Below are 25,088 nucleotides of genomic sequence, written 5' to 3'. Positions count from 1 at the left end.
TCGCGGGCGTCACCGCACCGCGGTGACGAAGCCACCGGCGGTCGCGTCGTCGTCCGAGGGCCGGCCGTAGGCAGTGGCCAGCTCGGCGCGGGTGACCGTCGACGGCGCCCAGCCGTGGGCGGCCAGCCACTCCGGTGCCCGGCCGCCGAGCCCGCCCCGCCACAGCGAGGTGACGTGCTCGCCGCCCGCGGCCGCCTTCGCGCGGGCGATCAGGCTGTCCGGCGGGGTGCCCGGCCGGTGCTCGAACGCGAGCCGGCTGCCCGGCGCGGACAGCTCGCCGACGGTGGTCAGCAGCCGCTCGGCCTCCTCGCGCGTCAGGTACATCAGCAGGCCTTCGGCGAGCCACGCGGTCGGCGCGGCCGGGTCGAACCCGGCGCCGCGCAGCTGGGCCGCCCAGTCTTCGCGCAGGTCCGCGGGCACGACGACGCGTTCGCACGAAGGTTCGGCGCCCTGCTCGTCGAGCACGTCGTCCTTGAAGGCCAGCACTTCCGGCAGGTCCAGCTCGAACAGCCGGGTGCCGACCGGCCAGGCCAGCCGGAACGCCCGCGCGTCCAGCCCGGCCGCGAGCAGCACGACCTGCGGGCAGCCGCTGCCGAGCAGGTGGTCGTCGTAGAAGCGGGTGCGGATCACGACCTGCGGGTAGAACATCGCGCCGAGCCCGGCCTGCGGTCCCTCGGGTGAGGTGCCGGGCAGCGCCGAGCGGCCCGCTTCGAAGAACGCGGCCGCGTACGGGTCGTCGAACAGGCGGTCCGGGCGGCGGCTTTCGTAGGCGCGCAACGCGGCGACGCCGATGGCCGTACGGCTCACCGCGGGCAGGAACTCGGTCACGATTTCCAACGTACGCCCGACTTTCCGCCGTAGCAGGCTCCGGCCCCGGCTCGCTAGCGTGACCGGTATGCGACTCGGTGTGGTGTGCGGCGTCCTCGCGGTGCTCCTGTCCGGCGCGGTGGCCCCGGCCGCCGCGGCGGCGCCGTCTGCGAGCGAACCGGTCTACGACTACGCGAAGGCGGTCCGCGAAACCGTCTGGGTCGACATCGGCCGCGACGGCGACGGCGACGGCCGTTCGGACCGCGTCGCCGCCGACATCGTCCGGCCGGGTGAAGCAGCGGCGTCACGCGTTCCGGTGATCATGGACGCCAGCCCGTACTACTCCTGCTGCGGGCGCGGCAACGAGAGCGAGCTGAAGTCCTACGACAGCGCCGGGAAACCGGTGAAGTTCCCGCTGTTCTACGACAACTACTTCGTGCCGCGGGGCTACGCCGCGGTGCTGGTCGACCTGGCCGGGACGAACCGGTCGGCCGGCTGCACGGACATCGGCGGCGCCTCGGACGTCGATTCGGCCCGCAAGGTCGTCGACTGGCTGAACGGCCGCGCGACCGGCTACACCGCGAAGACCGGCGGCAGCGCGGTCACCGCGGGCTGGAGCACCGGGAACGTCGGGATGATCGGCAAGTCCTACGACGGCACGATCGCCAACGGCGTCGCGGCGACCGGCGTCGCCGGGCTGAAGACCATCGTCCCGATCTCGGCGATCAGCTCCTGGTACGACTACTACCGCTCCGACGGCGCGACGTTCGGCTTCAACCCGGACGGGCTGGCCCAGACGGTCGAAGCGCGCAACAGCGGGCAGAACTGCGCGGCGCAGAACCAGCTCCTCCGGCAGGGCGCGACGGCGAACGGCGACTACGGGCCGCTGTGGGCGGCGCGGGACTACGTCACGAACGCGCGGAACGTGCGCGCCAGCGTGCTGCTGTCCCACGGCGTCAACGACCTCAACGTCAAGACCATCCACTTCGGACAGTGGTGGGCCGGGCTGAACGTCGAGAAGAAGATCTGGCTGTCGCAGACCGGGCACGTCGACCCGTTCGACTACCGGCGCGCGGACTGGGCCGACCTGCTGCACCGGTGGTTCGACCACTACCTGCTCGGCATCGACAACGGCGTCCAGAACGGGCCGGCGGCCAGTGTCGAGCGGCAGCCGGACCAGTGGGCGGACCAGAGCGCGTACCCGGCGGCCGGGGCGGTGGGGACGACCCTGCGGCCGCACGCTTCCGGCTCGCTCGGCACGGGAGCGGCGTCCGGCACGGCGTCGTTCACCGACAACCCGGGCATCGGCGAGGACACCTGGGTGACCGATCCGGGCAGTGCGGCGCTGACCTACTCGACCGGGACGCTCGCGGCCGACCTGCAGGTCTCGGGAACTTCGTCGGTGACCGTGACGGCGACGCCGAGCACGTCGTCGGCGCGGCTGTCGGCCCTGCTCGTGGACCTCGGCCCGGCGACGATCCGCAACTTCGCGGGCACCGGCGAGGGGATCAAGACGGGAACGTCGGAGACCTGCTGGGGCGCGTCGACGTCCGGGGACGACGCTTGTTACCGCGTGGCGACGGCGGACGTGAAGAAGGTGAGCTACACGATCCTCAGCCGCGGCTGGGCGGACCTGGCGAACTACGCGTCCCTGTCCCAGGAACGACCGCTGACGCCGGGGACGGCGTACACGATGACGTTCCGGCTGGCGTCGACGGACCACATCGTGCCCCGCGGCCACGCACTGGCGCTGATCATCGGCGGCACGGACGGCAGCTTCATCCGCGGTCCGGCCCAGCCGGGCCGGGTGACGCTGGACCTGGCGAAGACCTCGGCATCGGTGCCGTTGGTGGGCATCCCGCCCGCGGCGACGACCCACCCGGTCGTCACCGGCGGCGAACACGTGCCGTCGGCGGCCCGGGCGGAGCTGCGCTAGTTCGCCTCGGCCGGCGCCCTCTTAGGGGTCGTTTTCCGTTGCAGGGCGCGGGCGATCGGCTCGACGACCCGGGCCGCCGTGGGGCCGAGGATCGCCATCAGCAGGACGTACGCCGTGGCCAAGGCCGCCAGTTCGCCGGTCACCGCGCCCGCCGCCACCGCCAGGCCGGCGATCACGATCGAGAACTCGCCCCTCGCGACCAGGGCCGCGCCGGCCCGTGCGCGGCCCAGGCGGCCGATGCCTTGGCGGCGCGCCGCCCACCAGCCGGTGCCGACCTTGGTCAGCGTCGTCACCACCGCCAGCACGATCGCCCAGCCGAGCACCGGCGGGATCGACGCCGGGTTCGTGTTGAGCCCGAAGACCACGAAGAACACCGCGGCGAACAGGTCGCGCAGGGGTTCCAGCATGCGCGTCGCGTTCTCCGCCGTGGAGCCGGAGATCGCGATGCCGAGCAGGAACGCCCCGACCGCCGCCGACACCTGCATCGCCGAGGCCAGCCCGGCCACCAGCAGCGCCGCGCCGAGGACCTTGAGGAGGAACACCTCGCGGTCCGGGCTGTCGACGGCCGCCGAGACGTACCGGCCGAACTTGAGCGCGACCACCAGCACCACGGTGATCACCAGCAGCGAGATGCCGACGGCTTCCAAGCCGCCGAGCAGGGAGACGCCGCCCAGCACCGCGGTGAGGATCGGCAGGTAGAGCGCCATCGCGAGGTCCTCGAACACGAGGATCGAGAGCACCACCGGCGTCTCGCGGTTGCCGAGCCGGCCGAGGTCGCCGAGCACCTTGGCGACGATCCCCGACGACGAGATGTACGTGACGCCCGCCATCACCATCGCGCCGACCGGGCCCCAGCCCAGCAGCAGCGCGACGGCCGCGCCGGGGGCGGCGTTGAGGACGATGTCGAGCAGGCCCGCCGTCCACGAGCGGCGCAGCCCGGTGAACAGCTCGGCCGCGGAGTACTCCAGGCCGAGCAGCAGGAGCAGCAGCACGACGCCGATTTCGCCGGCCAGGTGGGTGAAGCCGCCGATGTCGGTCAGCGGGATCAGCCCGCCTTGCCCGAAGCAGAGGCCGCCGAGCAGGTAGAGCGGGATGGGGGAAAGGCCGATCTTGCCGGCCAGGCGGCCGAGGACGCCCAGCACGAAGAAGACCGCCCCCAGTTCGATCAGGGACAGCGCGGTGTGGTCCATCGGCCGCTCAGCCGTACTTGAGGATCTTGGCGGCGGCTTCGAGGCCTTCGCTCGTGCCGACCGCGACCAGCAGATCGCCCCCGGTGAACGTGAAGTCCGGCGTCGGCGACGGGTGCACCTGGCCGGCCCGCGCCACCGCGACCACCGAGACGCCGGTGCGGGTGCGCATCGCGGTGTCGCCGAGCGTCCGGCCGTCGAACGGGCCGGACGGCTTGATCGGCAGCTGCCGGGTGCTGATCCCGGGCAGGTCCCGGTGCTCCTCCGTCAGCTGGGCGACCAGCTGCGGCGCGCCGAGCAGGTTGGCCAGCGCGCCGGCCTCGTCCGCGGTGAGCGGGATCGAGGCGGCGCAGGCATCGGGATCGTCCGATTTGGACACGATCAGCTCGATGTGGCCGTCCCGCTGGGTGACGACGCCGATGCGGCGGCCGGTACGGGTGGCGAAGTCCTTCCGGACCCCGATGCCGGGCAGGGGAGTTACTTCGACGTTCACCCAACCACCGTAACCCAGGTGTCCGATTCGCGGGATTTCAGCCGAGCAGCAGAAGCAGGCCCGCGACGGCCATCACGGCGGCGGTCAGGCCGTGGACGCCGAAGGCGATGGCCTTCTTCCCGCGGTGGCGCAGGACGATCAGCATGTCGAAGACGGGCCAGAGGGCCGCGACGAGGATGACCCAGCCCAGCGCGTGCGGGTCGCCGTAGATCATCAGGGTCAGCGGGACCAGGCCGGCCCCGATGTCGCGGCCGCCCTTGACGTTCAAGAACGTGTCGGCGTTCTCGGGGACCTCGGTGAAGCCGAAGCCGGGGGCGATCTTCCGCGGCGCGAAGAGGTAGTTGAGGCCGACGTAGATGATCCCGAGCGAGACGATCCCGACGAGGATGTAGCCGGTGACGAGCATGGTGTTCCCTCCAGTTTTCTAGCGTTGCTAGGATTGCTAGCAACGCTAACCTAGCGGCGCTAGTTTGTCTAGCAGTGCTAGCATGTGACGTATGACCCAGCGACAACGGCGTGTGCGCGACCGGACCGAGCGGGGGCAGCGGATCGTCGCCGCGGCCCGGGAGCTCGCCGAGGCGGAGGGCTGGGACGCGGTCACCACCCGGCGGCTCGCGGGCCTGATCGAGTACAGCCAGCCGGTGCTCTACAGCCACTTCCCGGGCGGCAAGGACGCGATCATGACCGCGGCCGCGTTGGAGGGCTTCGCCGAGCTGGCCGCGGCACTGGCCGGAGCGCGCGAGGGTGGGCTGGCCGGAATCGCGGGCGCGTACATCGAGTACGCCGAGGCGAAACCGGCGCTCTACGACGCGATGTTCACCCTCGCGTCGGAGCTGCGGTTCGCCCAGGACGACACCCCGGAGGTGATGAAGGCGAACTTCGCGGAGCTGCTCGCGGTCATCGAGCCGGTGGCGGGGGAGCAGGACGCCGGTGTGCTGACCGAGGTGTTCTGGAGCACGCTGCACGGCCTGGTGACGCTGGATCGCGGCCGTCGGCTGTCACCGGAGAACCGTGACGAGCGCCTCGCGCTGGTGGTGGCGCGCTTCGGCACGCGGGGCGACTGATCTCCTCCGGGGCCCGACCGGCAGAATGGACGCCGAGCCGACCGAGACGAGAACGCAAGGAGAGTGCTGGTGACGGGAGCCCTACGTGGTGTGGTCGCGCTGGACGGCCCGTCGGGGACCGGGAAGACCACCGTCGCCCGCAAGCTCGCCCAGCGCCTCGGGGCCGGCTACCTCGACACCGGTGCGATGTACCGGATGGTCACCCTCGCCGTGCTGCGCGCCGGCGTCGACCCGGCCGATGCGAACGCCGTCGCCGCACTGGCCGACCGGGCCGAGTTCACCATCGGCACCAGCCCCGACCGGCCCGAGATCCGCCTGGCCGGCGCGGACGTCGCCGCCGACATCCGCGGGCCCGAGGTCACCAAGGCCGTCTCGCCCGTTTCCGCCGTCCCGCACGTGCGGGACCTGCTCGTCGCGCGGCAGCGGCAGATCATCGACGACGTCGTGGCGCACCGCGGCGGGATCGTCGTCGAGGGCCGGGACATCGGCACCGTCGTCGCGCCGGACTCGCCGCTCAAGGTCTTCCTGACCGCCTCGGCCGATGTCCGCGCGTCGCGCCGCAGCACCCAGGACACCGCGGCCGGGCGGCAGTCGTCGGTCGCCGACGCCCGGGCGAGCGTCGAGCGCCGCGACCACCTCGACTCGACCCGCGCCGCCTCGCCGCTGCGCGCGGCCGAGGACGCCGTGCCCGTCGACACCTCCGAGCTGTCGATCGACCAGGTGATCGTCGCTCTCAGTGAGCTGGCCAGCCATCGCGGTCTGCTGGCGGGGTGCAACGCCGAGGTCGTGCGATGACCGCTGACGGACTCCCGCAGGGATCCGTCGGCAGGCTCCACGACGCCGGGCGGGTCTTCGCCCGGTACTATCTGCGCTCGGCCTTCCGCATCCGGGTGCACGGCCGCGAGCGCGTCCCCGCCACCGGGTCGCTGCTCGTGATCGCCAACCACAGCTCCATGATCGAGCCGCAACTGATCTTCGGAATGCTTCCGCGGCGTTCGGCGTTCCTGGTCAAAGCCGAGATGTTCGGTGGGATCGTCGGCAAGTTCATGCTGGCGATCGGGCAGATCCCGCTCAAGCGCGGCGAGATCGACCGCAAGCCGCTGCTGACCGCGGTCGGCGTCCTGAAGGACGGCGGAGTCGTCGGGATCTTCCCCGAAGGCACCCGCGGTACCGGGGACGTCGGCGCGGCCGAACGCGGCGCGGCCTGGCTGGTCCGGGCCTCCGGCGCGACCGTGCTCCCGGTCGCGACGCGGGGCACGCTCAAGCCGGCCGACGGCAAACGACGGTTCCGGCCGCGAGTGGACATCCTCGTGGGCGAGCCGTTCTCGCTGAAGGTCGGTCCCGGGAAGACCGGGCTCGACCAGGGCACCGAAGAGCTGCGCGGTGAGCTCGCGGCGCTCGTGAAGACTTTGGACGATTGGCGTTCCGAAAACGGATTCGGCTCGCCATAAGGGAAATTGGGTTCTGATGGCAGTGTATGATCCCGCCTCCGCGGGAAAGAGTACGTCGGCGGAGTTGGACAGCGTCGGCGAAGTCGACGGCACCTGGTCGGAAGAGACCGAGTTCGCCGCGCTCGACGCGCAGATCGAGGCAGCCGAGCTGGCCGAGGAGGCCGCGCTCGCGCAGCCGGTGCTCGCCGTCGTCGGCCGCCCGAACGTGGGCAAGTCGACGCTGGTCAACCGCATCCTCGGCCGGCGCGAAGCTGTCGTGCAGGACGTGCCGGGCGTGACCCGCGACCGCGTCGCCTACGACGCCTACTGGGGTGGCCGGAAGTTCACCCTGGTCGACACGGGCGGCTGGGAACCGGACGCGACCGGGCTGCAGGCGTCCGTCGCCGCCCAGGCCGAGCTGGCCATGCAGACCGCGGACGCGGTCCTGCTGGTCATCGACGCCTCGGTCGGCGCCACGGCCACCGACGAGGCCGTCTCCAGGGTGCTGCGCCGCTCGAAGAAGCCGGTGCTGCTGGCCGCCAACAAGGTCGACGACGACCGCCTGCTCGCGGACACCGCGTCGCTGTGGTCGCTCGGCCTCGGCGAGCCGCACCCGGTCAGCGCGTTGCACGGCCGCAGCTCCGGCGACCTGCTCGACGCCATCCTCAAGGCCCTGCCCGAGTCGCCGCGCGAGGGTGGCGCCGCGACGTCGGGGCCGCGGCGCGTCGCGCTGGTCGGCAAGCCGAACGTCGGCAAGTCGAGCCTGCTCAACAAGCTCTCCGGAGAGGAGCGTTCGGTCGTCGACTCGGTGGCGGGCACCACCGTCGACCCGGTCGACTCGCTGGTCGAGCTGGACGGTGACACCTGGCGGTTCGTCGACACGGCGGGCCTGCGCAAGCGCGTCAACTTCGCCGCCGGTGCCGAGTACTACGCCTCGCTGCGCACCAAGACCGCGATCGACGCGGCCGAGGTCGCGATCGTGCTGCTCGACGCGGCCGAGCCGCTGTCCGAGCAGGACCTGCGGGTGCTGACCATGGTCGTCGAGGCCGGCCGTGCCTGCGTGCTGGCGTTCAACAAGTGGGACCTGGTCGACGAGGACCGCCGCTACGCGATGGTCCGCGAGCTGGACCGCGGCCTGGTCCGGGTGCCGTGGGCGGAGAAGGTCAACATCTCGGCGCTGACCGGCCGTTCGGTGCGCAAGCTGGCGCCGGCGCTGCGCACGGCGCTGGCCTCCTGGGACAAGCGGGTGCCGACCGGCCAGCTCAACGCGTGGCTGTCCGACCTGATCGCGGCCACCCCGCCGCCGGTCCGCTCCGGCAAGCAGCCGAAGGTGCTGTTCGCGACGCAGGCCGGCATCCGCCCGCCGACGCTGGTGCTGTTCACCACCGGCTTCCTCGAGGCGGGCTACCGCCGGTTCATCGAGCGCAAGTTCCGCGAGCAGTTCGGCTTCACCGGCAGCCCCGTCCGGGTGAATGTGCGGGTCCGGGAAAAGAAGGCGAGGCCCAAGGTCGGCGGAAAAGCCGCCCGAACCCGGTGATTTCCTGACCCGTTTCGGACGACACGCGTACTTGGATGGACGACACGCGTACCGGGCCGGACGACACGACGAATCGTCGGCGATCCGGCGTGTCGTCCGGCCAGGTACGCGTGTTCGCCGTCTGGGTACGCGAGTCGTCCGGTCCGGGGTGAGGTCCGACACGCTAGCGTGATCCAGGGGATATCTTTCCTTCACCTGCGGGTATGGTGAAAGGTCGTTGCGGGCGCCTCAATCGGAGAGCAAGCCCGGTGGAGGCTCCCGAAAGGTGAGTGGTGGGCTTGCGCGCCCGTGGTTCGTCCCTGCACGTCTTCAGCACGGTCGAGGTGCACGTCCGATGACCGTCACCATCGAACCCGCCGAGTCCGCCCCCGAAGTGGCCGCCCGAGTGACGCTGGCCCCGGTCGCCGACCGGGCCCTGTTCTGGTCGGGCCCCGGCGCCGGCGAGCGCACCCTCCTCGACGTCCTCGCCGCCACCGCCGAGCGGCACCCGAACGCCGCCGCGATCGACGACGGCACCACCACCCTGACCTACCGGCGGCTCCTCGAGGAGATCGACGCCTACGGGCGTCGCCTCCAGGGCTACGGCGTCGGCCTTGGCGACCGCGTCGGCATCCGGATCTCCTCCGGCACCGCCGAGCTGTACATCGCCATCCTCGCCACGCTGTCCGTCGGCGCCGCGTACGTGCCGGTCGACGCGGACGACCCGGACGAGCGCGCCGAGCTGGTCTTCGAAGAGGCCCAGGTCGCGGCGGTCGCCACCGACGGCAACATCAACGTCCACAGCACGCCGGGTGGCCGCGAAGGCACCCCCGGCCCGGCCGACGACGCGTGGATCATCTTCACCTCCGGCTCCACCGGCAAGCCCAAGGGCGTCGCGGTCACCCACGCGAGTGCCGCCGCCTTCGTCGACGCCGAGGCCGAGCTCTTCCTCACCGACGAGCCGATCGGCCCCGGCGACCGCGTCCTGGCCGGGCTGAGCGTCGCCTTCGACGCCTCCTGCGAAGAGATGTGGCTGGCCTGGCGGCACGGCGCCTGCCTGGTCCCGGCGCCCCGCGCGCTGGTCCGCACCGGCGTCGACCTCGGCCCGTGGCTGGTCGCGCAGCGGATCACCGTCGTCTCCACCGTGCCGACGCTGGCCGCGCTGTGGCCCGCCGACGCGCTCGAAGACGTCCGCCTGCTCATCTTCGGCGGCGAGGCGTGCCCGCCGGAGCTGGCCGAGCGCGTCGCCGTCGAAGGCCGCGAAGTCTGGAACACCTACGGCCCGACCGAGGCCACCGTCGTCGCCTGCGCCGCGCAGCTGACCGGCGAGGGCCCGGTCCGCATCGGCCTGCCCCTGGCCGGCTGGCAGCTCGCCGTGGTCAACGACGAGGGCGAGCCGGTCGCCATGGGCGAGACCGGCGAGCTCGTCATCGGTGGCGTCGGCCTGGCCCGCTACCTCGACGCGGCCAAGGACGCCGAGAAGTTCGCGCCGCTGCCGTCGCTGGGCTGGGAGCGGGCCTACCGCTCCGGCGACATGGTCCGCGCCGAAGAAGACGGCCTGCTGTTCCTCGGCCGGCTCGACGAGCAGGTCAAGCTCGGCGGCCGCCGCATCGAGCTGGGCGAGGTCGACGCCGCGCTGCAGGCCCTGCCGGGCGTGCAGGGCGCGGCCGCCGCGGTCCGCCGCACCAAGGCGGGCAACCAGGTCCTCGTCGGGTACGTCGTCCCTGCCAGTGAGAGCTTCGACCTCGACCAGGCCGCGACGCGGCTGCGTGAGCACCTGCCCGCCGCGCTGGTCCCGCTGCTCGCCGTCGTCGAGGACCTGCCGACCCGCACCTCCGGCAAGGTCGACCGCGCCGCGCTCCCGTGGCCACTGTCCACAGTGGAGGCTTCTGGGCTGACCCCGACCGAGACGTGGCTCGCCGAAGGCTGGGCCGAAATCCTCGGTGTCTCGGTCGACAGCCCGAAGGCGGACTTCTTCACCCACGGCGGCGGCAGCCTGACCGCCGCCCAGGTGGTCGCCCGCATCCGCACCCGGCACCCGCAGGTGTCGGTGGCCGACGTCTACGCCCACCCCAAGCTGGGCGCGCTGGCCACGATGCTGGACGCGCTGAGCAGCCAGGCCACCGAACGCCGGGAGATCGCGCCGACGAAGCGCCGTGCCGGGGTGGTCCAGACGCTGCTGATGGTCCCGCTGATGGGCCTCGTCGGCCTGCGCTGGGCGACGCTCGCCGCCGCGCTGTCGAACGTCCTGTCGCTGCTCGGGTTCGCCTGGGCGCCGACGCTGAGCTGGGCGTGGATCGGCCTGGCCTGGGTGGTGCTGTTCAGCCCGGCGGGCCGGATCGCCATCGCCGCGGGCGGCGCGCGCGTGCTGCTCTCGGGCGTGCGCCCGGGTACGTACCCGCGCGGCGGCAGTGTCCACTTGCGACTCTGGACGGCCGAGAAGCTCGCGGAGTTCTCCGGCGCGGACAGCGTCGCCGGCGCGTCCTGGATGACGACGTACGCGAAGGCGCTCGGCGCGCGGATCGGCAAGGACGTCGACCTGCACTCGCCGCCGCCGGTCACCGGCTTCCTCAAGCTGGGCCGCGGTGCCGCGATCGAGCCCGAGGTCGACCTGACCGGCCACTGGGTCGACGGCGACGTCGTGCACATCGGCAAGGTCCACGTGGGCGCCGAAGCCCGTGTCGGCGCGCGCAGCACGCTGTTCCCGGGTGTCCGCGTCGGCAAGGGCGCGGAGATCGCGGCCGGGTCGACCGTCCGCGGCGTGGTCAAGGCCGGTCAGCACTTCGCCGGTTCGCCCGCGGCGCCCGTCGGGAAGGACGGCAAGGACGCGAAGGACGCGCTGAAGTGGCCGTCGAGCCGCCCGCCGCGGTCGCACTTCTGGGCCGTCGTCTACGGCGTGACCTCGCTGGCTCTCGGCTTCCTGCCCGGCGTGGCCGCGCTGGCCGGGGTCGCCGTGCTCGGTTACGCGATCGTCGGCGCGCCGACGCTGCTGGACGCGTTCACCCGCGCGCTGGTCTTCGTGCCGGTCGCGACCGCCGCGTACTTCCTGACGTACCTGCTGCTCGTGCTCGTCGGCGTCCGGTCGCTGAGCATCGGCATGGTCGAGGGCTACCACCCGGTGCACGGCCGCGTCGCGTGGCAGGTCTGGGCCACCGAACGCCTGATGAGCATGGCCCGCGAAGGCCTGTTCCCGCTGTACGCCAGCCTGTTCACACCGGTCTGGCTGCGGCTGCTCGGCGCGAAGGTCGGCCGCAACGTCGAGGCCTCGACCGTGCTGGCCCTGCCGAAGATGACCAAGGTCGACAGCGGCGCGTTCCTGGCCGACGACACCATGGTCGCCACCTACGAGCTCGGCCACGGCTGGCTGCACGTCGCCCCGGCGCGGATCGGCAAGCAGGCCTTCCTCGGCAACTCGGGGATGACCGCGCCCGGCCGTTCGGTGCCGAAGCGCGGCCTGGTCGGCGTCCTGTCCTCGACGCCGCTGAAGGCGAAGAAGGGCTCGTCGTACCTCGGGATGCCGCCGCTGCCGGTCCGCCGAGCGATCGGCGACGCCGACACGAGCCGCACCTACACCCCGGCGCTGCACCTCAAGGCGGCGCGGGCGCTGGTCGAGCTGTGCCGGATCGTCCCGGTCATGTGCGGCGTCGCGCTGACCGTCGTGGTCGCCTTCGGCCTGCTGTGGACGGCGACGGCGTTCGGTTTCGGCGTCGCCGCGCTGCTGGCCGGGCCCGCGCTGCTGGCCGCCGGGATCGTCGCGGCGCTGACCGCGACCGTCATGAAGTGGCTGCTGGTCGGCAAGTTCCGCGAGGTCGACCACCCGCTGTGGAGCTCCTTCGTCTGGCGCAACGAGCTGGCCGACACCTTCGTCGAGGCCCTTGCGGTGCCGTGGCTGATCGGCTCGATCGGCGGCACGCCGCTGCTGAGCGCCTGGCTGCGCACGATGGGCGTCAAGATCGGCCGCGGTGTCTGGCTCGAGACGTACTGGCTGCCCGAGGCCGACCTCGTCGAGCTGGGCGACGGCGCGACGATCAACCGCGGCTGCGTCGTGCAGACGCACCTGTTCCACGACCGGATCATGAGCATGTCCCGGGTGACCCTCGGCGAAGGCGCGACGCTCGGCCCGCACGGCATCGTGCTGCCGGGCGCGGGCATCGGCGCCCGGACGACGGTCGGCCCGGGCTCGCTGGTGACCCGCGGCGACGAGGTGCCGGCCGACACGCGCTGGCTGGGCAACCCGATCTCCGCGTGGCCGGGTAAGTAACGAATGCAGGACCAGGCGCGCCGGACTCACCCGTCCGTGCGAGCCTGGTCCCAGCACGCACGACGAAAGGTTCGCCACGGGTGATTTCGAAGGCTCCCGCTCCCGCACCCGGCGCGGACACCTCCGGCGACCCCTACCTGCCCGCCCACGGCAACGGCGGCTACCGGACCCGGCACTACGACCTGAACCTCGACTACAAGGTCGCGCCCAACCGGCTGTCGGCGTCCGCGGTGATCACCGCGGAAGCGACGCAGGCGCTGTCCCGAGTCAGCTTCGACTTCGGCGAGTTCCGGATCAACCGCGTGCTCGTCGACGGCAAGCCCGCGAAGTACCTCAAGCGCGGCGCGAAGCTGCACGTCAAGCCGGCGAAGTCGATCCCGGCGGGTGCACTGTTCACCGTCGAGGTCCACTACGTCGGCAACCCGCGCCCGGTCGGGAGCCGCTGGGGTGACGTCGGCTGGGACGAGCTGACCGACGGCGCACTGGTGGCGAGCCAGCCGGTCGGCGCGCCGTCGTGGTTCCCGTGCAACGACCACCCGTCGGACAAGGCGGCCTACCGGGTGAGCGTGACGACGGCGTCTCCGTACCTGGTCGCGGTCACCGGCACGCTGGTCGAGCGCACGACGTCGGCCAGCACCACGAGGTGGGTATTCGAGCGGCGCGAGCCGACGGCGACGTACCTGATGAGCGTCCAGATCGGCCGCTACGACGAGGTCGAGCTGACCGGCCGCGGCTGGTTCCCGCACACGGGCGTGGGGCTGCGCCGGCTGAGCCTCGGCATCGGGCGCGCGACCGGCCAGGTCGAGTCGATCTTCGAAACGGTGCCGCAGCGGGCCGCCGTGCCCCCGCGGCTGCGTCGCGCGTTCGACCGCGACTTCGGGCGGCAGGGTCGGATGATGGAGTTCCTGCAGCGGCTGTTCGGCGCGTACCCGTTCGGCGAGTACGTCATCGTCGTCACCGACGACGACCTCGACGACCCGATCGAGGCCCAGGGCATGGCGATCTTCGGCGCCAACCACGTCGACGGCCGCCGCACCCACGAGCGGCTCGTGCTGCACGAGCTGGCCCACCAGTGGTTCGGCAACAGCCTGACGGTGGCCGACTGGCGCCACATCTGGCTGAACGAGGGCTTCGCGACGTACGCCGAGTGGCTGTGGTCCGAGGAGTCGGGCGGCATGTCCGCCGCGGCGCTCGCCCGCAGCTGGTACACCCGCATCAAGGCCAAGCCGGCGGACGTCCGGATCGCCGACCCGGGGGTGGCCCGGATGTTCGACGAGCGCGTCTACAAGCGCGGCGGGCTGACGCTGCACGCGCTGCGGGCCGAGATCGGGGACCCGGCGTTCTTCGCGTTGCTGAAGTCGTGGGCCGAGGAGCACCGGCACGGGCTGGTCACGACGGCGGCTTTCGTCGCCGCGGCCGAGGCGCACGCCGGGCGCTCGCTGAGTGCGTTCTTCACCCGCTGGCTGGAGACGCCGGCGCTGCCGCCGCTTCCCTGAAGCGGTCCGCCGGTCAGGGGCGGGTCGCGCGCACCAGCCAGACCGCGCCGGTGATCCGGACGCCTTCGGGAGTTTCGTACGCCTCGAGCCCTTCTCGCAGCTGTTCCCGCGTCCGTTCGACGACGTCCGGGGTGAGGCCGGCCAGGTTCACGCGCACCGGGCCCTGACCGAGGATGAACTCGGCCGCATCGGCGGCGTCCCGGCCGTAGTCCATCGGTGCGGTGACCGGTTCGACCTCGACCGTGCCGAACCCGGCCGCTCCCAGCACCTCGCGGATCCGCTCCGGGTCGACCAGGGAGCCCATGCCGCGCGACGCGGGCGACGGTGCGCGCAACAGCGGCTTGAGCGCCGCGGTGGCGCGGGCGTAGTCGCTGTCGGGGCCGCCGCCCTGCGGGCCGAGGAACACCAGCCGGCCACCGGGCCGCAGTGCGCGCCGGATGTTGGCGAACGCGGCCACCGGGTCCCCGAAGAACATCACCCCGCCCCGGCTGATCGCGACGTCGAAGCCGGCGCCGGGGAAGGGGTGGACCTGCGCGTCTCCCTGGTCGAACCGGACGTTGCCGATGCCCTCGGCGGCCGCGTCGGCGCGGGCGCGTTCCAGCATCGGAGCCGAGAGGTCGACGCCGACGACGTGTCCGCTGGCGGCCCGCCGCGCCGCCAGCAGCGTGACGTGGCCCGTGCCGCAGCCGACGTCGAGGACGTGGTCGTCGGGGGCGATCGCCGCGGTGCGGAAGAGGCTGTCGTTGAAGGCGCCGACCATGGCGTTGTACCGGGCGCGGTGGCGTGCCCAGTGCACGCCTTCCCAGCCGTTCCAGGCTTCGGCGGCTTCGGCGTTGGCGACCGCGTGCATGAGTGCCTCCGGGGATCGACGTTACTAGAGTCAAGCTCTAGAGTTACACTCTAGTCATGGAGCAGCGCAAGGACGGGCCGAAACGGACTCGCAACGCCACGCAGACCCGGCGGCGGATGCTGGACGCGGCGCGCGAGCTGTTCGTGCGCAAGGGCTACGGCGCGACGACGCTCAAGGAGATCGCCGAACAGGCCGGCGTCGCCGTGCAGACGATCTACTTCACCTTCGGCAACAAGCGGGTCCTGCTCAAGGAACTGGTCGACGTGGCGATCGCCGGCGACGCCGAGCCGGTGGCGACGATGGACCGGCCGTGGTTCCGGGAGGCGCTCGCCGCCCCGGTCGCCGAATCCCAGCTGTGGCTGCACGTCCGGGGCACGCGGGAGATCCTCGAGCGCGTCGCCCCGATCGTCGAGATGCTGCGCGCCGCCGCCGCGGCCGATCCGGCGCTCGCCGGGCAGTGGGACGACGGCGACCCGCGCTTCACGGTGCACCTCGAGGCCGCGCGGGCGCTGGTCGCCAAGCCCGGCGCCCGCGCGGGGGTGACCGCCGAGCAGGCGGCCGACCTCCTGTTCGGGCTGCTCAGCCCGGAGCTCTACCAGGTGTTCGTCCGCGACCGCGGCTGGTCGTCCGAGCGGTGGGAGAAGTGGGCGGGCGACACCCTGGCAGCCCAGCTCTGTCGCCGGGACAGCGAGGACTGACCGTCATTCATCGGATGTATATGCCGCTTTCCGAGTGAACTCCTCTGGCCTTTTGGGCACCTCTCTGCAAGTATGGCCGCACGCCGCCGCATGATCTCGCCGAAACGTAGTATGAATTCGGAGGATGCTTCATGGACGCAGTGTCCCGGCGGACGGTGCTCCGCTCTGCCTCGGTCCTGGCCGGGGCTGCCGCCTTCGGGGGCCTGTGGGCCCGAGCCGCCCCACCTGCACTCGCCACCGGTGGGAATCCCCACCGCGATGTCGCCGCCGACGCACGGATGATCTGGCAGCGGCTGCCGAAGAACTGGCAGGAAGGCCCGTTCCTCGCCAACGGCTACCTCGGCGCGCAGGTCTACGCCGGCAAGACCTCGCAAGAACTCAAGGTCATGCTGAGCCACACCCAGGTGCAGGACCAGCGGATCCAGTGGGAAGCCGGGATCGGGCTCTCGCGGCTGCCCATCGGCTTCCTCACGCTCACCCTCGCCGGCGCGATCACCGCCGTCGACTGGACCCTCGACCTCTACAACGCGGAACTCGGCGGCACCATCACCACGACGCGGGGCTCGGTCGCCTTCTCCGCCGTCGTGCACAACGACCTGAGCGTGCTGCTCGTTTCGCTGACGCCGAGCGCGGGCGAAACCGGCGCCACCTGGGCGTTCCAGCCGCTGGAGTCGGCGACCACCCGGACCGTCCGCAAGCCGCCCGAGTACGTCGCCAACCCGGCGCCCGAGACCGGTGACGGCTACTGCTCCCAGCCCATGCTCGCCGGCGGCGGGTACACCACCGCGTGGCAGGAACGCGCGATCGGCACGCGACGGCTGTTCGCCGCCGCCGTCGCCTACAGCTTCCCGGGCACCACGCACACCGCCGACGCCCGCGCGGCCGTCCGGAAAGCGCTTGCCGCCCCGCCGGACGCGCTGCTCGCCCGCCACCGCCGCTGGTGGAACGACTACCACCGGCGCAGCTTCGTTTCGGTGCCCGACAAGCAGGTGCAGCGGTTCTACTGGATCCAGCTGTACAAGATCGCGGCCGCCACCCGCGCGGACGGGCCGGTCGTCTCCGAATGGGGGCCGTGGTTCCCCGAGGTCGGCAACAGCTGGACCGCGGTCTGGTGGAACCTCAACGTCCAGGTCACCTACCCGATCGTCAACAGCAGCAACCACCCCGAACTCGACGCCGTCACCGAGACCTTCCGGCGCGACCACGCGAACCTCGAGGTGTCCGTCCCGCCCGCGTACCGCGACGGCGACACGTTCGCCCTCTCGCACCCGGGCGACTGGCGGCTGCGCCCCGGCGGCACGCGCTCGGTGGGCGTCCCCGGGACGACGTCCAAGACCGACCAGACCGGGAACCTGCTGTGGGGCCTGCACAACGTGTGGCTGTCCTACCGGCACCACCTGGACAAGCGCGTGCTGCGCGATGTCCTGTACCCGACGCTGGCGAAAGCGCTGAACTTCTACCGCCACTTCCTGTTCACCGGCCCGGACGGCTCGCTGCACCTGCCGCTGACCCGGTCGCCGGAGTACGCCGACGCGCCCGACTGCACCTACGACCTGTCGCTGATCCGATGGGCGGCCCGCACGCTCGTCGAGTCCGCCCGCCTCCTGTGCCTCGACGAGCCGCGCGTGCCGATCTGGCGGGAAATCGGCGCGAAACTCGTGCCCTACCACGAGGATCCCGCGAACGGCGTGCTGATCGGCGACGGCGTCCCCCTCGCCGCCTCGCACCGGCACTTCTCGCACCTGCTCTGGCTGTACCCGCTGCGGGAGAAGGTCTGGGACGCACCCGGCGACCGCGACCTCATGACGCGCACCTTCACCCACTGGGCCGCCGACCAGACGGCGTGGCACGGCTACAGCTACGCGGCGGCGTCGTCGATGAACTCGGTGATGGACGCCCCCGAAGAAGCGTTGCGCTACTTGAAGTTCTTCCTCGACCGGAACATCGTGGCCGACACCGAACTGACCGCGAACACGATGTACCGCGAAGGGTCCAATTTCGCGATCGAGAGCCCGATCACCGCCGCCCAGTCCGTGGTGGACATGCTGATGCAGGGATCCGGCGGGGTGCTCAAGGTCTTCCCGTCGGTCTCGGCGACCTGGCGCGACGCCTCGATCGCCGGGCTGCGCGCGGAAGGCGCGTTCCTCGTGGACGCCTCCCGCCGCGACGGCCGGACCGAGTTCGTCCGCGTGCGCAGCGAAGCCGGTGAGCCGCTGGTTCTCCAGCACGGTGTCGCCGGGGACGTCGACGTCCGCGACGAGCACGGCCGCCGGCTGCCGTGGCGGCCGGCCGGGCCCGGCCGGATCGCGATCGCGCTGCGCCGCGGCGGCACCGCCGTCGTCACCCCGCGGGGCGGGCGGCCGGACTTCGCGCCACGGGACGTTCCCGCGCTCGGCCCCGCGCCGGCGTGGGGCCTGCCGAACTGAACCCGCTTTCGACATTCGTTTTCGACAAGGAGGTCGGAATGGACATCCCCCGCAGGACCGTGCTCGGCGGAGCGCTCGCCGGGCTCGCCGCCGCCGGCATGACCCCCGCGTTCGCGTTCGCCGAAGCGGCCGCGGCACCCGGAAGCGACGACTTCGGCTGGGCCGGGTTCCTGGGCACCGCGGACCTGTACTGGCGGCGGCTGCCGAAGACCTGGTACGAAGGCCCGTTCCTGGGCAACGGGTTCCTCGGCTCCGGCATCTACGCCGAACCCGGGCAGAACGCGCTCCGGTTCAACGTCCAGCACAGCCAGGTCCAGGACCACCGCCCGGAGTTCGGCTCGCTGTTCGGCCTGGCCCGGCTGCCGATCGGGTACTTCACGCTCGAGCCGGTCGGCGCGATCACCGCGATCGACTGGCGGATGGACCTGTGGAACGCCGAGCTGACCGGCACGATCACGACCGCGGCGGGCAGCCTGAGCCTGCGCGCGATCGTCCACACCGGACAGTCGCTGCTCGCCGTCGAAATCCGCCCGTCCGAAGGCGAACGCGGGTTCGAGTGGGTGTTCCACCCGGCGGTCGCGGTCAGCCCGCGTGCCGACCCGGTGTGGAACAAGCCGCCGCCGGCGGGGTACACCGCGAACCCGCCGGTGCAGCTGTCGGCGAGCGGTGACGCGCGGCTGGCCGTCCAGCCGCTGCTGGCCGGTGGCGAGCACGTGACGGCGTGGCGTGAAGTCACGCGCGGCGGTGCCCGCACTCTTTACACGTCGGTGGCGTGGTCGCACCCCGAGAAGACGTCGGTGACGCGGGCACTGGGCACGATCCGCCGGGCGCCGGAGTTCGGCGCGCTCACCCAGGACCACCGGCGCTGGTGGCACGACTACTACCGGGCGAGCTTCCTGTCCATTCCGGACACCCGGCTGCAGAGCTTCTACTGGATCCAGCTGTACAAGGTGGCTTCGGCGGCCCGGCGCGAGGCGCCGGTGATGGCGACCTCGGGGCCGTGGCTGGAGAACACGCCGTGGCCGGCGACGTGGTGGAACCTCAACGTCCAGCTCGAATACTGGCTCATCCAGGGCTCGAACCACCTCGAGCTGGACGCGGTCAGTTATGCGCTGGACAAGTATCGCGCCAACCTCGCCAGCCAGGTGGCGCAGCCGTACCAGGCCGATTCGGCGGGGATCCCGCGGACGACCGACATGACGCTGCTCAACGGCCTTTCGAACGCCACCAGCGGGTTCCCGGTCGGGATCCCGGGGCAGGACACGCCGACGCCCGAGGTCGGCAACCTGACCTGGGCGCTGCACAACGTGTGGCTGTCCTACCGGCACACGATGGACCGGAAACTCCTGCACGGCACGCTGTTCCCGTTGCTGTGCAAGGCGATCAACTACTACCTGCACTTCCTCGCGCCCGGGCCGGACGGGAAGCTGCACCTGCCGCCGACGTTCTCGCCCGAGTACGGCGTCAACGCCCCGGACTGCAACTACGACCTCTCGCTGATCCGCTGGGGCTGCAAGACGCTGCTCCAGACCGCGCCCGGCGACCCACTGGCGCCGAAGTGGCGGAACGTCCTGGCGACCCTGGTGGACTACCCGGCCGACGCCAACGGCTACATGATCGGCGCCGGGGTGCCGTTCGCGAAGTCGCACCGGCACTACTCGCACCTGCTGCAGATCTACCCGCTCTACGACATCACCTGGGAGCAGCCGGAGCACCGGGCGATCATCGAGACGTCGCTGAACCACTGGGTCGGCTTCGAAGGAGCGCTGCAGGGCTACACGTTCACCGGGGCCGCGTCGATCTCGGCGCAGATGCTGCGCGGCGACCAGGCCGCGTTCTACCTGGGCGAGCTGCAGCGGCGGTACATCCAGCCGAACACGATGTACAAGGAGTCCGGGCCGGTCATCGAGACGCCGCTCTCGGCGGCGAAGTCCCTGCAGGACATGCTGGTCCAGAGCTGGGGCGGAGTGGTCCGGCTGTTCCCGGCGGTGCCCGCGGCCTGGGGCGATGTCGCGCTGCGGGACTTCCGCACCGAAGGCGCGTTCCTGCTCAGCGCGTCCCGCACCGGCGGGAAGACGCGCTGGCTGAAGGTGCACAGCGAGGCCGGGGCGCCGTGCGTGCTGCGGCCGGGCATCGACGGCGAACTCGCGGTGACGGACGCGCGGGGCCGGGCCCGGCGCTGGTGGCGGCTGGCCACCGGGGACGTCCAGGTCGAACTCGGGTGCGGTGAAGACGCGTTCCTCTACCGGAAGGGGGATCGGCCGGACTTCGGCGTCCGGCCGGTCGCGCCGGGCGGGACGAGTGCGCCTTGGGGTCTGCCGTGATCGGCGTTTTCGCCCGGGACGGCGGCCCGCACGGCAGAATGGTGCTCTCCGACGACGGGAGCGTGGATGAGCGAGCCGGACGGCGGACCCGGGCAGGGCCGGCCGCCGTACCACTACCCGCAGTGGCGGCCACCGGTGCCGCCGAAGCAGACGTCCCCGGCCGCCGTGGTGCTGATCGCCGGGTCGGCCGGGGTCGTCGTCCTGATGGTGCTGGCCTTCCTGGCCTGGGGGTATCCCGGGTTCCTGCGTGAGCTGAACGGGCAGGCGGAGGTCGCGCCGGGGCACCGGCCCACCGCTCCGGCGACGGTCGTGACCCCGCCGCCGACGGGGCCGAGTACTCCGGTGACGCTGCCGGGTGGCCGGGCCCCGATGCCGAAGCGGGCGAAGCCGCTGGCCGACCCGGTGACGTGCGCGTTCACCCCCGACTCGGTCTCGCCGGCGCCGAAGAAGGCCGCGCTGCCGCCCGACGGGCCGGCGCCGTCGACCGGGACGGCCGAGGTGCGGGTGGCGACGACCGCGGGCGACCTCGGGCTCACCCTGGACCGCGCGCTGGCGCCGTGCACCGTGGTGAACTTCCTGAGCCTGGCGAAGCAGGGCTTCTACGACGGCACGTCGTGCCACCGGCTGTCGGTGACCCCGGGATTTCAGATGCTCCAGTGCGGCGACCCGGTCGGCGACGGCACCGGCGGTCCGGGCTACACGATCCGCGACGAGGTGTTCCCCGAGCTGACCTACGGCCGCGGCGTCGTCGCGATGGCGAAGACGTCCGCCCCGGACTCCGGTGGTTCCCAGTTCTTCCTGGTCTTCGGCGAGATCGGCATCCCGCCCGAGTACACGGTGTTCGGCAGCATCGACGACCCCGGCCTGGCGACCCTGGACCGGGTCGCCCGCGGCGGAATCGACCAGTCCAAGCCCGGCATCGGCGACGGCAGCGGCCCGCCCAAAACCCCCGTAACCCTCACCCACGTCACCTCTTGACCGTGCGGCAAGAGGCCTCTCGCGTGATTGAGCGGGCATCTCGCGTGATTGGCGGGGCATCGGACGAGATGCCTCTCCAGACACGCGAGATGCCTCGGCAAGCACGCGAGATGCCCCTTCAGTCACGGGCGAGGAGGTGGCGGAGGGCCTGGAGGAGGGTGGGAGCGGGGGTGGGGGACTGCGTGGGGTGGCGGTAGGCGACGTAGCCGTCGGGGCGGATCAGGAGGCAGCCGTCCTCGTCGATGCCGCTCAGGCGGGACCAGTCGCCGTAGGCGTCGCGGGCGCCCGGGTCGCCGATGCGGACCGTCCGCAGGTCCAGGCCCAGCTCCGCGCCGGTCTTGGCCGCCGCGTCGCGCCACGGCGTGCCGGTGAGCCCGGTCAGGACCGTCCAGCGGCCGCCGCCGACAAGGTCCAAAGTGGACACGCGACGGCCGTGCGGCCCGACCAGCCACGCGTGCGGCAGCTTCGCCCCCGGCTCGGTGCTCGGCCGGTGGAACAGCTCGGGGTCCCGGTCGGGACCAGGAGCTGGACCGCCGTCGGGCAGCACGGCCCCGGACACGTACCGCTGGTCCAGCTCGACGCCGTGGGCGTTGAACTCGTAGTGCTTGAGCTCGATCGCCTGCTCCAGCTCACGCCGTTTCCGCGCCCCCTCGGCCGTGGGGGCGAGGCAGGTCTCGAGCCCGGCCGTGATGCCGTCGGCGTCGGTGCCGCCGGAGATCCCGAGCGCGGCGAAGATCGGCCCGAACTGGTCGCGGCTGAGGTTCGCCCGGTCGACGATCTGCTTGCCCACCGGCGCCCGTTCGGCGGTGTAGCTGTCCAGCAGTCCCTCGCCCGCCTCGCCGCGCAGCACCATCGCGAGCTTCCACGCCAGGTTGTAGGAGTCCTGGACGGACGTGTTCGAGCCCAGCCCGTTGGACGGCGGGTGCCGGTGCACGGCGTCCCCGGCGCAGAACACCCGGCCGGCGCGGTACTCGGTCGCGTAGTTGTGGTTGACCGTCCACAGGGACGTCGAGGTGATCTCGACGTCCAGCGAAGGATCGCCGACCAGGTCGCGCACCAGCCGCGTCGCTTCCCCGGCGTCGACCGCGGGCGGCGGCTGGGCGATGTCGTAGCCCCAGGTCAGCAGCCATTCGTTCCACGGCCGCACCATCCGGACCAGGCCCATCCCGATCCCGCCGAGGTGCGCGCCCGGCCGCATCACCCAGTACAGGACGCTCGGCCGGTGCGCCACGTACCGCGCGAGGTCGGCGGTGAAGGTGATGTTCATGCTGCCCGCCTTGCCGGTCTGCCCGGCGATGGGCAGCCCGGCCTGCTCGGCGACGCGGCTGCGGGCCCCGTCCGCGCCGATGAGGTACTTGGCGCGCAACGTGAACTCGTCGCCGCGCACGCGATCGCGGAAGCGGGCGGTGACCCCGGAATCGTCCTGGGCGAAGGAAAGGAACTCCGTGTCCAGCCGCAGTTTCGCGCCGCGCGCGGCGGCTTCGCTCACCAGGATCGGCTCCAGGTAGGTCTGCGGCAGGTCGATCATGTGACACGGGCTGGCGGCGGCGTATTCGGACGCCGACCGGTCGCCGGTGCCCCAGCTGGCGATCCGGCCGATCTCCGGCCCGGTCAGCGACGTGCAGAGCACGGTGTCGCCCATCAGCTCGGGCGGTGTCCCGGCGGCCAGGGCCTTGTCCTCGACGCCGAGGTCGCGCAGCACCTCCATGGTCCGCTGGTTGGTGATGTGGGCGCGGGGCGTGTTGGCCGTCCAGCCGTACTTGGTGGCCAGCACCGTGGGCACGCCGTAGGTGGCGAGCAGCAGCGCCGCGGCGCCGCCGGCCGGGCCGCTGCCGACCACGATGACGTCGGTGTCGTAGCTCATGCGTCGCTCCCCGAGATGCGGAAGGTGAAGTCGAGCCGGCCTTCGGAGAAGTCGACGATCAGGCCGTCCTTGACGCCGAACACGGTGTCCGAGTCGAGGTACTCGCCGCCGGCGACGAACAGCTGCGTGATCAGCGTGCGGTAGCCGGGTTTGGCGATCATGAAGTGCACGTGCGGCGCCCGGTAGGGGTGCCGCCCGACGGCGTCGAGCAGCTGCCCGACCGGGCCGTCGGCCGGGATGGGATACGCGCTCGGCACGATCGTCCGGAAGCGGAGCCGTCCTCCGGCGTCGGTGCGGAAGCGGGCGCGCAGCACCGGACCGTCCACTTCGGGCAGCTGGACGTCGTAGAAACCGTCCTCATTGGACTGCCAGACGTCGACGATCGCGTCCGCGACCGGCGCGTCCGCGGTGTCGACCACGCGGATGTCCGCCGACAGGGGAGTGCCGGGCAGACCGTCCGCGAGGTCGGCGCCCTGCGGGGTCTCCGGCGGGCCGTCGACGTAGAACGGGCCGAGCACGGCCGACGGCGTCGTGTCCGGCGTGCGCGAGTTGGTCAGCACGTCGACCACGCTCGACACGCCGAGGGTGTCCGACAGCAGGATGAACTCCTGCCGCGTGTCGGTGGTGATGTGCCCGGCGCGGGTCAGGAAGCCGATCGCGTACTCCCACTCGTCCTGGGTCAGGCCGGTGCGGATCGCGTACCCGTGCAGCGTCTCGACCAGGTCGGTCAGGAGCAGGCGGACTCGGTCCGGCGCCCCGGCGAAGCTGTCGACCACCTGCTTCGTGAGCGCCTTGAGGCTCGGCGGCATCGCGGGGCGGACGCCGTGCAACGCGGCGCGCAGCAGGTCCGCTTCCGGCTCGCCCTCGATGTCCGCTTCGGTGAGCCCCAGCTCGGCCAGCGAATGCGGGATCGGGAGCGACGCGGCCAGTTCGAACACCTCCGCGGCGTCGTCGAGGCCCTGGTGCGCCATGACGTACGGGAGGAGGACGGCGTGCGTCTCGGCGTGCGGCAGCCCGAACTTGCCGCCGACGTGGTGGCAGAGCCGGTGGTGCAGGCCCATCGACACGGCGTCGAGGCACGTCCCCGCGAGCCACGCCCCACGCAGCGCGTCGGTGCGGGCGTCCACATCGGACGGATCGGTGGCGATCCGCGGCAGGGCGTCCATGAGCAGCCTCGTCGCCTCCGCGGCGAGCAGGTCGGTCATCGGGTTGGCGTCCGGGGCGTAGCGCGCTTCGACGGCGTGGGCGAGCGCGTTGAGCCCGCTCGCCGCCGACACGGGGACCGGCAACGAACGGGTGAGCCCGACGTCGTAGAGGACGGTCTCCGGCCGGACGGCCGGGGTCCGCCGGGTGGTCTTGCGGCCGTCGGCCGTCTCGCCGAGGACGGACGTCAGCTCGGAACCCGCGTACGTCGTCGGGACGATCAGCTGCGGCAGGCCCGTCCGCAGCGCGATGGCCTTGGCCAGGCCGGTCGCCGAGCCGCCGCCGATCGCGACGACGCCGTCGACGTCGTTCTCCGCGGCGACCTTGAGCGCGCGTTCGGTGACGTCGACCGGGGTGTGCATGGTGGCGTCTTCGAAGCGCGCGGCCAGCCGGGGCCCGAGCGCCGCCGCGGCCCGGTCGCCGTGGCGCGGGCGGCCGATCAGCAGGACCCGGCCGAGCCCGAGGCGGTCCGCCTCCGCGCCGAGGGTGTCGAGCGAGCCGAAGACCACCCGGACGGGGTTCGCGGCGTAGCTGAACGAGGTCATGCGAGGCAGT

General features: G+C 72.2%; 18 protein-coding genes. 11 read left to right on the top strand and 7 right to left on the bottom strand.

Going from position 1 to position 25,088, the window contains the following annotated elements; genetic code table 11:
* Positions 1-9: 9 nt before the first annotated feature.
* On the bottom strand, positions 10-828 hold the full coding sequence (locus AB0F52_RS33695) for an SAM-dependent methyltransferase (protein WP_360179810.1): 819 nt from the start codon (positions 826-828) through the stop codon (positions 10-12).
* Positions 829-895: 67 nt separating this feature from the next.
* On the opposite strand from AB0F52_RS33695, the gene AB0F52_RS33690 reads away from it, so the two are divergent.
* Entirely contained in the window at positions 896-2,743 is a 1,848-nt protein-coding gene (locus tag AB0F52_RS33690; RefSeq protein WP_360179808.1) for a Xaa-Pro dipeptidyl-peptidase, read from the top strand.
* Here AB0F52_RS33690 and AB0F52_RS33685 read toward each other — a convergent pair.
* The 3 genes from AB0F52_RS33685 to AB0F52_RS33675 are packed head-to-tail and all read right to left on the bottom strand — an operon-like array spanning position 2,740 to position 4,829.
* The gene (locus AB0F52_RS33685; RefSeq protein WP_360179806.1) at positions 2,740-3,933 is read right to left on the bottom strand and encodes a cation:proton antiporter; all 1,194 of its coding nucleotides are present in this window, start codon (positions 3,931-3,933) and stop codon (positions 2,740-2,742) included. The two genes, AB0F52_RS33690 and AB0F52_RS33685, sit on opposite strands and share 4 nt — an antisense overlap.
* A 7-nt stretch (positions 3,934-3,940) precedes the next feature.
* Positions 3,941-4,423 carry a cation:proton antiporter regulatory subunit gene (locus AB0F52_RS33680; RefSeq protein ID WP_167384818.1) on the bottom strand — a complete coding sequence of 161 codons (483 nt, stop codon included), beginning with the start codon at positions 4,421-4,423 and terminating at the stop codon, positions 3,941-3,943.
* A 37-nt stretch (positions 4,424-4,460) separates the two neighbouring features.
* The gene (locus AB0F52_RS33675; RefSeq protein WP_360179804.1) at positions 4,461-4,829 is read right to left on the bottom strand and encodes a DUF4267 domain-containing protein; all 369 of its coding nucleotides are present in this window, start codon (positions 4,827-4,829) and stop codon (positions 4,461-4,463) included.
* Positions 4,830-4,920: 91 nt separating this feature from the next.
* Here AB0F52_RS33675 and AB0F52_RS33670 point away from each other — a divergent pair, with 91 nt between their 5' ends.
* The 6 genes from AB0F52_RS33670 (at position 4,921) to AB0F52_RS33645 (ending at position 14,190) form a co-directional block, all read left to right on the top strand.
* The gene (locus AB0F52_RS33670) at positions 4,921-5,487 is read left to right on the top strand and encodes a TetR-like C-terminal domain-containing protein (protein WP_360179802.1); all 567 of its coding nucleotides are present in this window, start codon (positions 4,921-4,923) and stop codon (positions 5,485-5,487) included.
* A gap of 90 nt (positions 5,488-5,577) precedes the next feature.
* The gene (cmk, locus tag AB0F52_RS33665; protein ID WP_360179875.1) at positions 5,578-6,282 is read left to right on the top strand and encodes a (d)CMP kinase; all 705 of its coding nucleotides are present in this window, start codon (positions 5,578-5,580) and stop codon (positions 6,280-6,282) included.
* Positions 6,279-6,938 (top strand): lysophospholipid acyltransferase family protein, encoded by a 660-nt coding sequence (locus AB0F52_RS33660; RefSeq protein WP_360179800.1) that lies wholly within the window; start codon positions 6,279-6,281, stop codon positions 6,936-6,938. Before cmk ends, AB0F52_RS33660 begins: the two co-directional genes overlap by 4 nt.
* A gap of 16 nt (positions 6,939-6,954) precedes the next feature.
* Positions 6,955-8,454 (top strand): ribosome biogenesis GTPase Der, encoded by a 1,500-nt coding sequence (gene der, locus AB0F52_RS33655; RefSeq protein WP_360179798.1) that lies wholly within the window; start codon positions 6,955-6,957, stop codon positions 8,452-8,454.
* 334 nt (positions 8,455-8,788) lie between these two features.
* Positions 8,789-12,694, top strand: a complete 3,906-nt coding sequence (locus AB0F52_RS33650; protein ID WP_360179796.1) for a Pls/PosA family non-ribosomal peptide synthetase — start codon at positions 8,789-8,791, stop codon at positions 12,692-12,694.
* A gap of 80 nt (positions 12,695-12,774) precedes the next feature.
* Complete coding sequence (locus tag AB0F52_RS33645) at positions 12,775-14,190, top strand: M1 family metallopeptidase (RefSeq protein WP_360179794.1); 1,416 nt, start codon at positions 12,775-12,777, stop codon at positions 14,188-14,190.
* Between the two features lie 13 nt (positions 14,191-14,203).
* Here the strand turns inward: AB0F52_RS33645 and AB0F52_RS33640 are convergent, their stop codons facing one another.
* Positions 14,204-15,040: a methyltransferase domain-containing protein gene (locus AB0F52_RS33640; protein ID WP_360179792.1), complete on the bottom strand. Its 837-nt coding sequence runs from the start codon at positions 15,038-15,040 to the stop codon at positions 14,204-14,206.
* A 56-nt stretch (positions 15,041-15,096) separates the two neighbouring features.
* On the opposite strand from AB0F52_RS33640, the gene AB0F52_RS33635 reads away from it, so the two are divergent.
* The 4 genes from AB0F52_RS33635 to AB0F52_RS33620 all read left to right on the top strand — a co-directional run bounded on the left by AB0F52_RS33635 (position 15,097) and on the right by AB0F52_RS33620 (position 21,466).
* The gene (locus tag AB0F52_RS33635; RefSeq protein WP_360179790.1) at positions 15,097-15,738 is read left to right on the top strand and encodes a helix-turn-helix domain-containing protein; all 642 of its coding nucleotides are present in this window, start codon (positions 15,097-15,099) and stop codon (positions 15,736-15,738) included.
* Positions 15,739-15,869: 131 nt separating this feature from the next.
* Positions 15,870-18,164: a glycoside hydrolase family 95-like protein gene (locus tag AB0F52_RS33630; protein WP_360179788.1), complete on the top strand. Its 2,295-nt coding sequence runs from the start codon at positions 15,870-15,872 to the stop codon at positions 18,162-18,164.
* A gap of 38 nt (positions 18,165-18,202) precedes the next feature.
* A complete protein-coding gene (locus AB0F52_RS33625) occupies positions 18,203-20,488 on the top strand; it encodes a Tat pathway signal sequence domain protein (protein ID WP_360179786.1) in 2,286 nt (761 codons plus the stop codon).
* 66 nt (positions 20,489-20,554) lie between these two features.
* On the top strand, positions 20,555-21,466 hold the full coding sequence (locus tag AB0F52_RS33620) for a peptidylprolyl isomerase (RefSeq protein WP_360179784.1): 912 nt from the start codon (positions 20,555-20,557) through the stop codon (positions 21,464-21,466).
* A gap of 118 nt (positions 21,467-21,584) precedes the next feature.
* On the opposite strand, the gene AB0F52_RS33615 is transcribed toward AB0F52_RS33620, so the two are convergent.
* Entirely contained in the window at positions 21,585-23,330 is a 1,746-nt protein-coding gene (locus tag AB0F52_RS33615; RefSeq protein ID WP_360179782.1) for an FAD-dependent monooxygenase, read from the bottom strand.
* Entirely contained in the window at positions 23,327-25,078 is a 1,752-nt protein-coding gene (locus AB0F52_RS33610; protein WP_360179780.1) for a maleylacetate reductase and hydroxyquinol 1,2-dioxygenase domain-containing protein, read from the bottom strand. Before AB0F52_RS33610 ends, AB0F52_RS33615 begins: the two co-directional genes overlap by 4 nt.
* Positions 25,079-25,088 lie beyond the last annotated feature (10 nt).

It is taken from the genome of Amycolatopsis sp. NPDC024027 (genome assembly GCF_040638975.1).
In the GTDB taxonomy this organism is placed as follows: domain Bacteria; phylum Actinomycetota; class Actinomycetes; order Mycobacteriales; family Pseudonocardiaceae; genus Amycolatopsis.
This window is presented reverse-complemented; position numbering and strand designations above follow the sequence as displayed.

Excerpts from the sequence above, each read along its gene's own strand:
- AB0F52_RS33690 (WP_360179808.1), top strand. The coding sequence starts at position 896 with ATGCGACTCGGTGTGGTGTGCGGCGTCCTCGCGGTGCTCCTGTCCGGC.
- AB0F52_RS33675 (WP_360179804.1), bottom strand. The coding sequence starts at position 4,829 with ATGCTCGTCACCGGCTACATCCTCGTCGGGATCGTCTCGCTCGGGATC.
- AB0F52_RS33615 (WP_360179782.1), bottom strand. The coding sequence starts at position 23,330 with ATGAGCTACGACACCGACGTCATCGTGGTCGGCAGCGGCCCGGCCGGC.
- AB0F52_RS33610 (WP_360179780.1), bottom strand. The coding sequence starts at position 25,078 with ATGACCTCGTTCAGCTACGCCGCGAACCCCGTCCGGGTGGTCTTCGGC.
- AB0F52_RS33685 (WP_360179806.1), bottom strand. The coding sequence starts at position 3,933 with ATGGACCACACCGCGCTGTCCCTGATCGAACTGGGGGCGGTCTTCTTC.
- AB0F52_RS33625 (WP_360179786.1), top strand. The coding sequence starts at position 18,203 with ATGGACATCCCCCGCAGGACCGTGCTCGGCGGAGCGCTCGCCGGGCTC.
- der (WP_360179798.1), top strand. The coding sequence starts at position 6,955 with ATGGCAGTGTATGATCCCGCCTCCGCGGGAAAGAGTACGTCGGCGGAG.
- AB0F52_RS33635 (WP_360179790.1), top strand. The coding sequence starts at position 15,097 with ATGGAGCAGCGCAAGGACGGGCCGAAACGGACTCGCAACGCCACGCAG.
- AB0F52_RS33630 (WP_360179788.1), top strand. The coding sequence starts at position 15,870 with ATGGACGCAGTGTCCCGGCGGACGGTGCTCCGCTCTGCCTCGGTCCTG.
- AB0F52_RS33650 (WP_360179796.1), top strand. The coding sequence starts at position 8,789 with ATGACCGTCACCATCGAACCCGCCGAGTCCGCCCCCGAAGTGGCCGCC.
- AB0F52_RS33640 (WP_360179792.1), bottom strand. The coding sequence starts at position 15,040 with ATGCACGCGGTCGCCAACGCCGAAGCCGCCGAAGCCTGGAACGGCTGG.
- AB0F52_RS33660 (WP_360179800.1), top strand. The coding sequence starts at position 6,279 with ATGACCGCTGACGGACTCCCGCAGGGATCCGTCGGCAGGCTCCACGAC.
- AB0F52_RS33670 (WP_360179802.1), top strand. The coding sequence starts at position 4,921 with ATGACCCAGCGACAACGGCGTGTGCGCGACCGGACCGAGCGGGGGCAG.
- AB0F52_RS33620 (WP_360179784.1), top strand. The coding sequence starts at position 20,555 with ATGAGCGAGCCGGACGGCGGACCCGGGCAGGGCCGGCCGCCGTACCAC.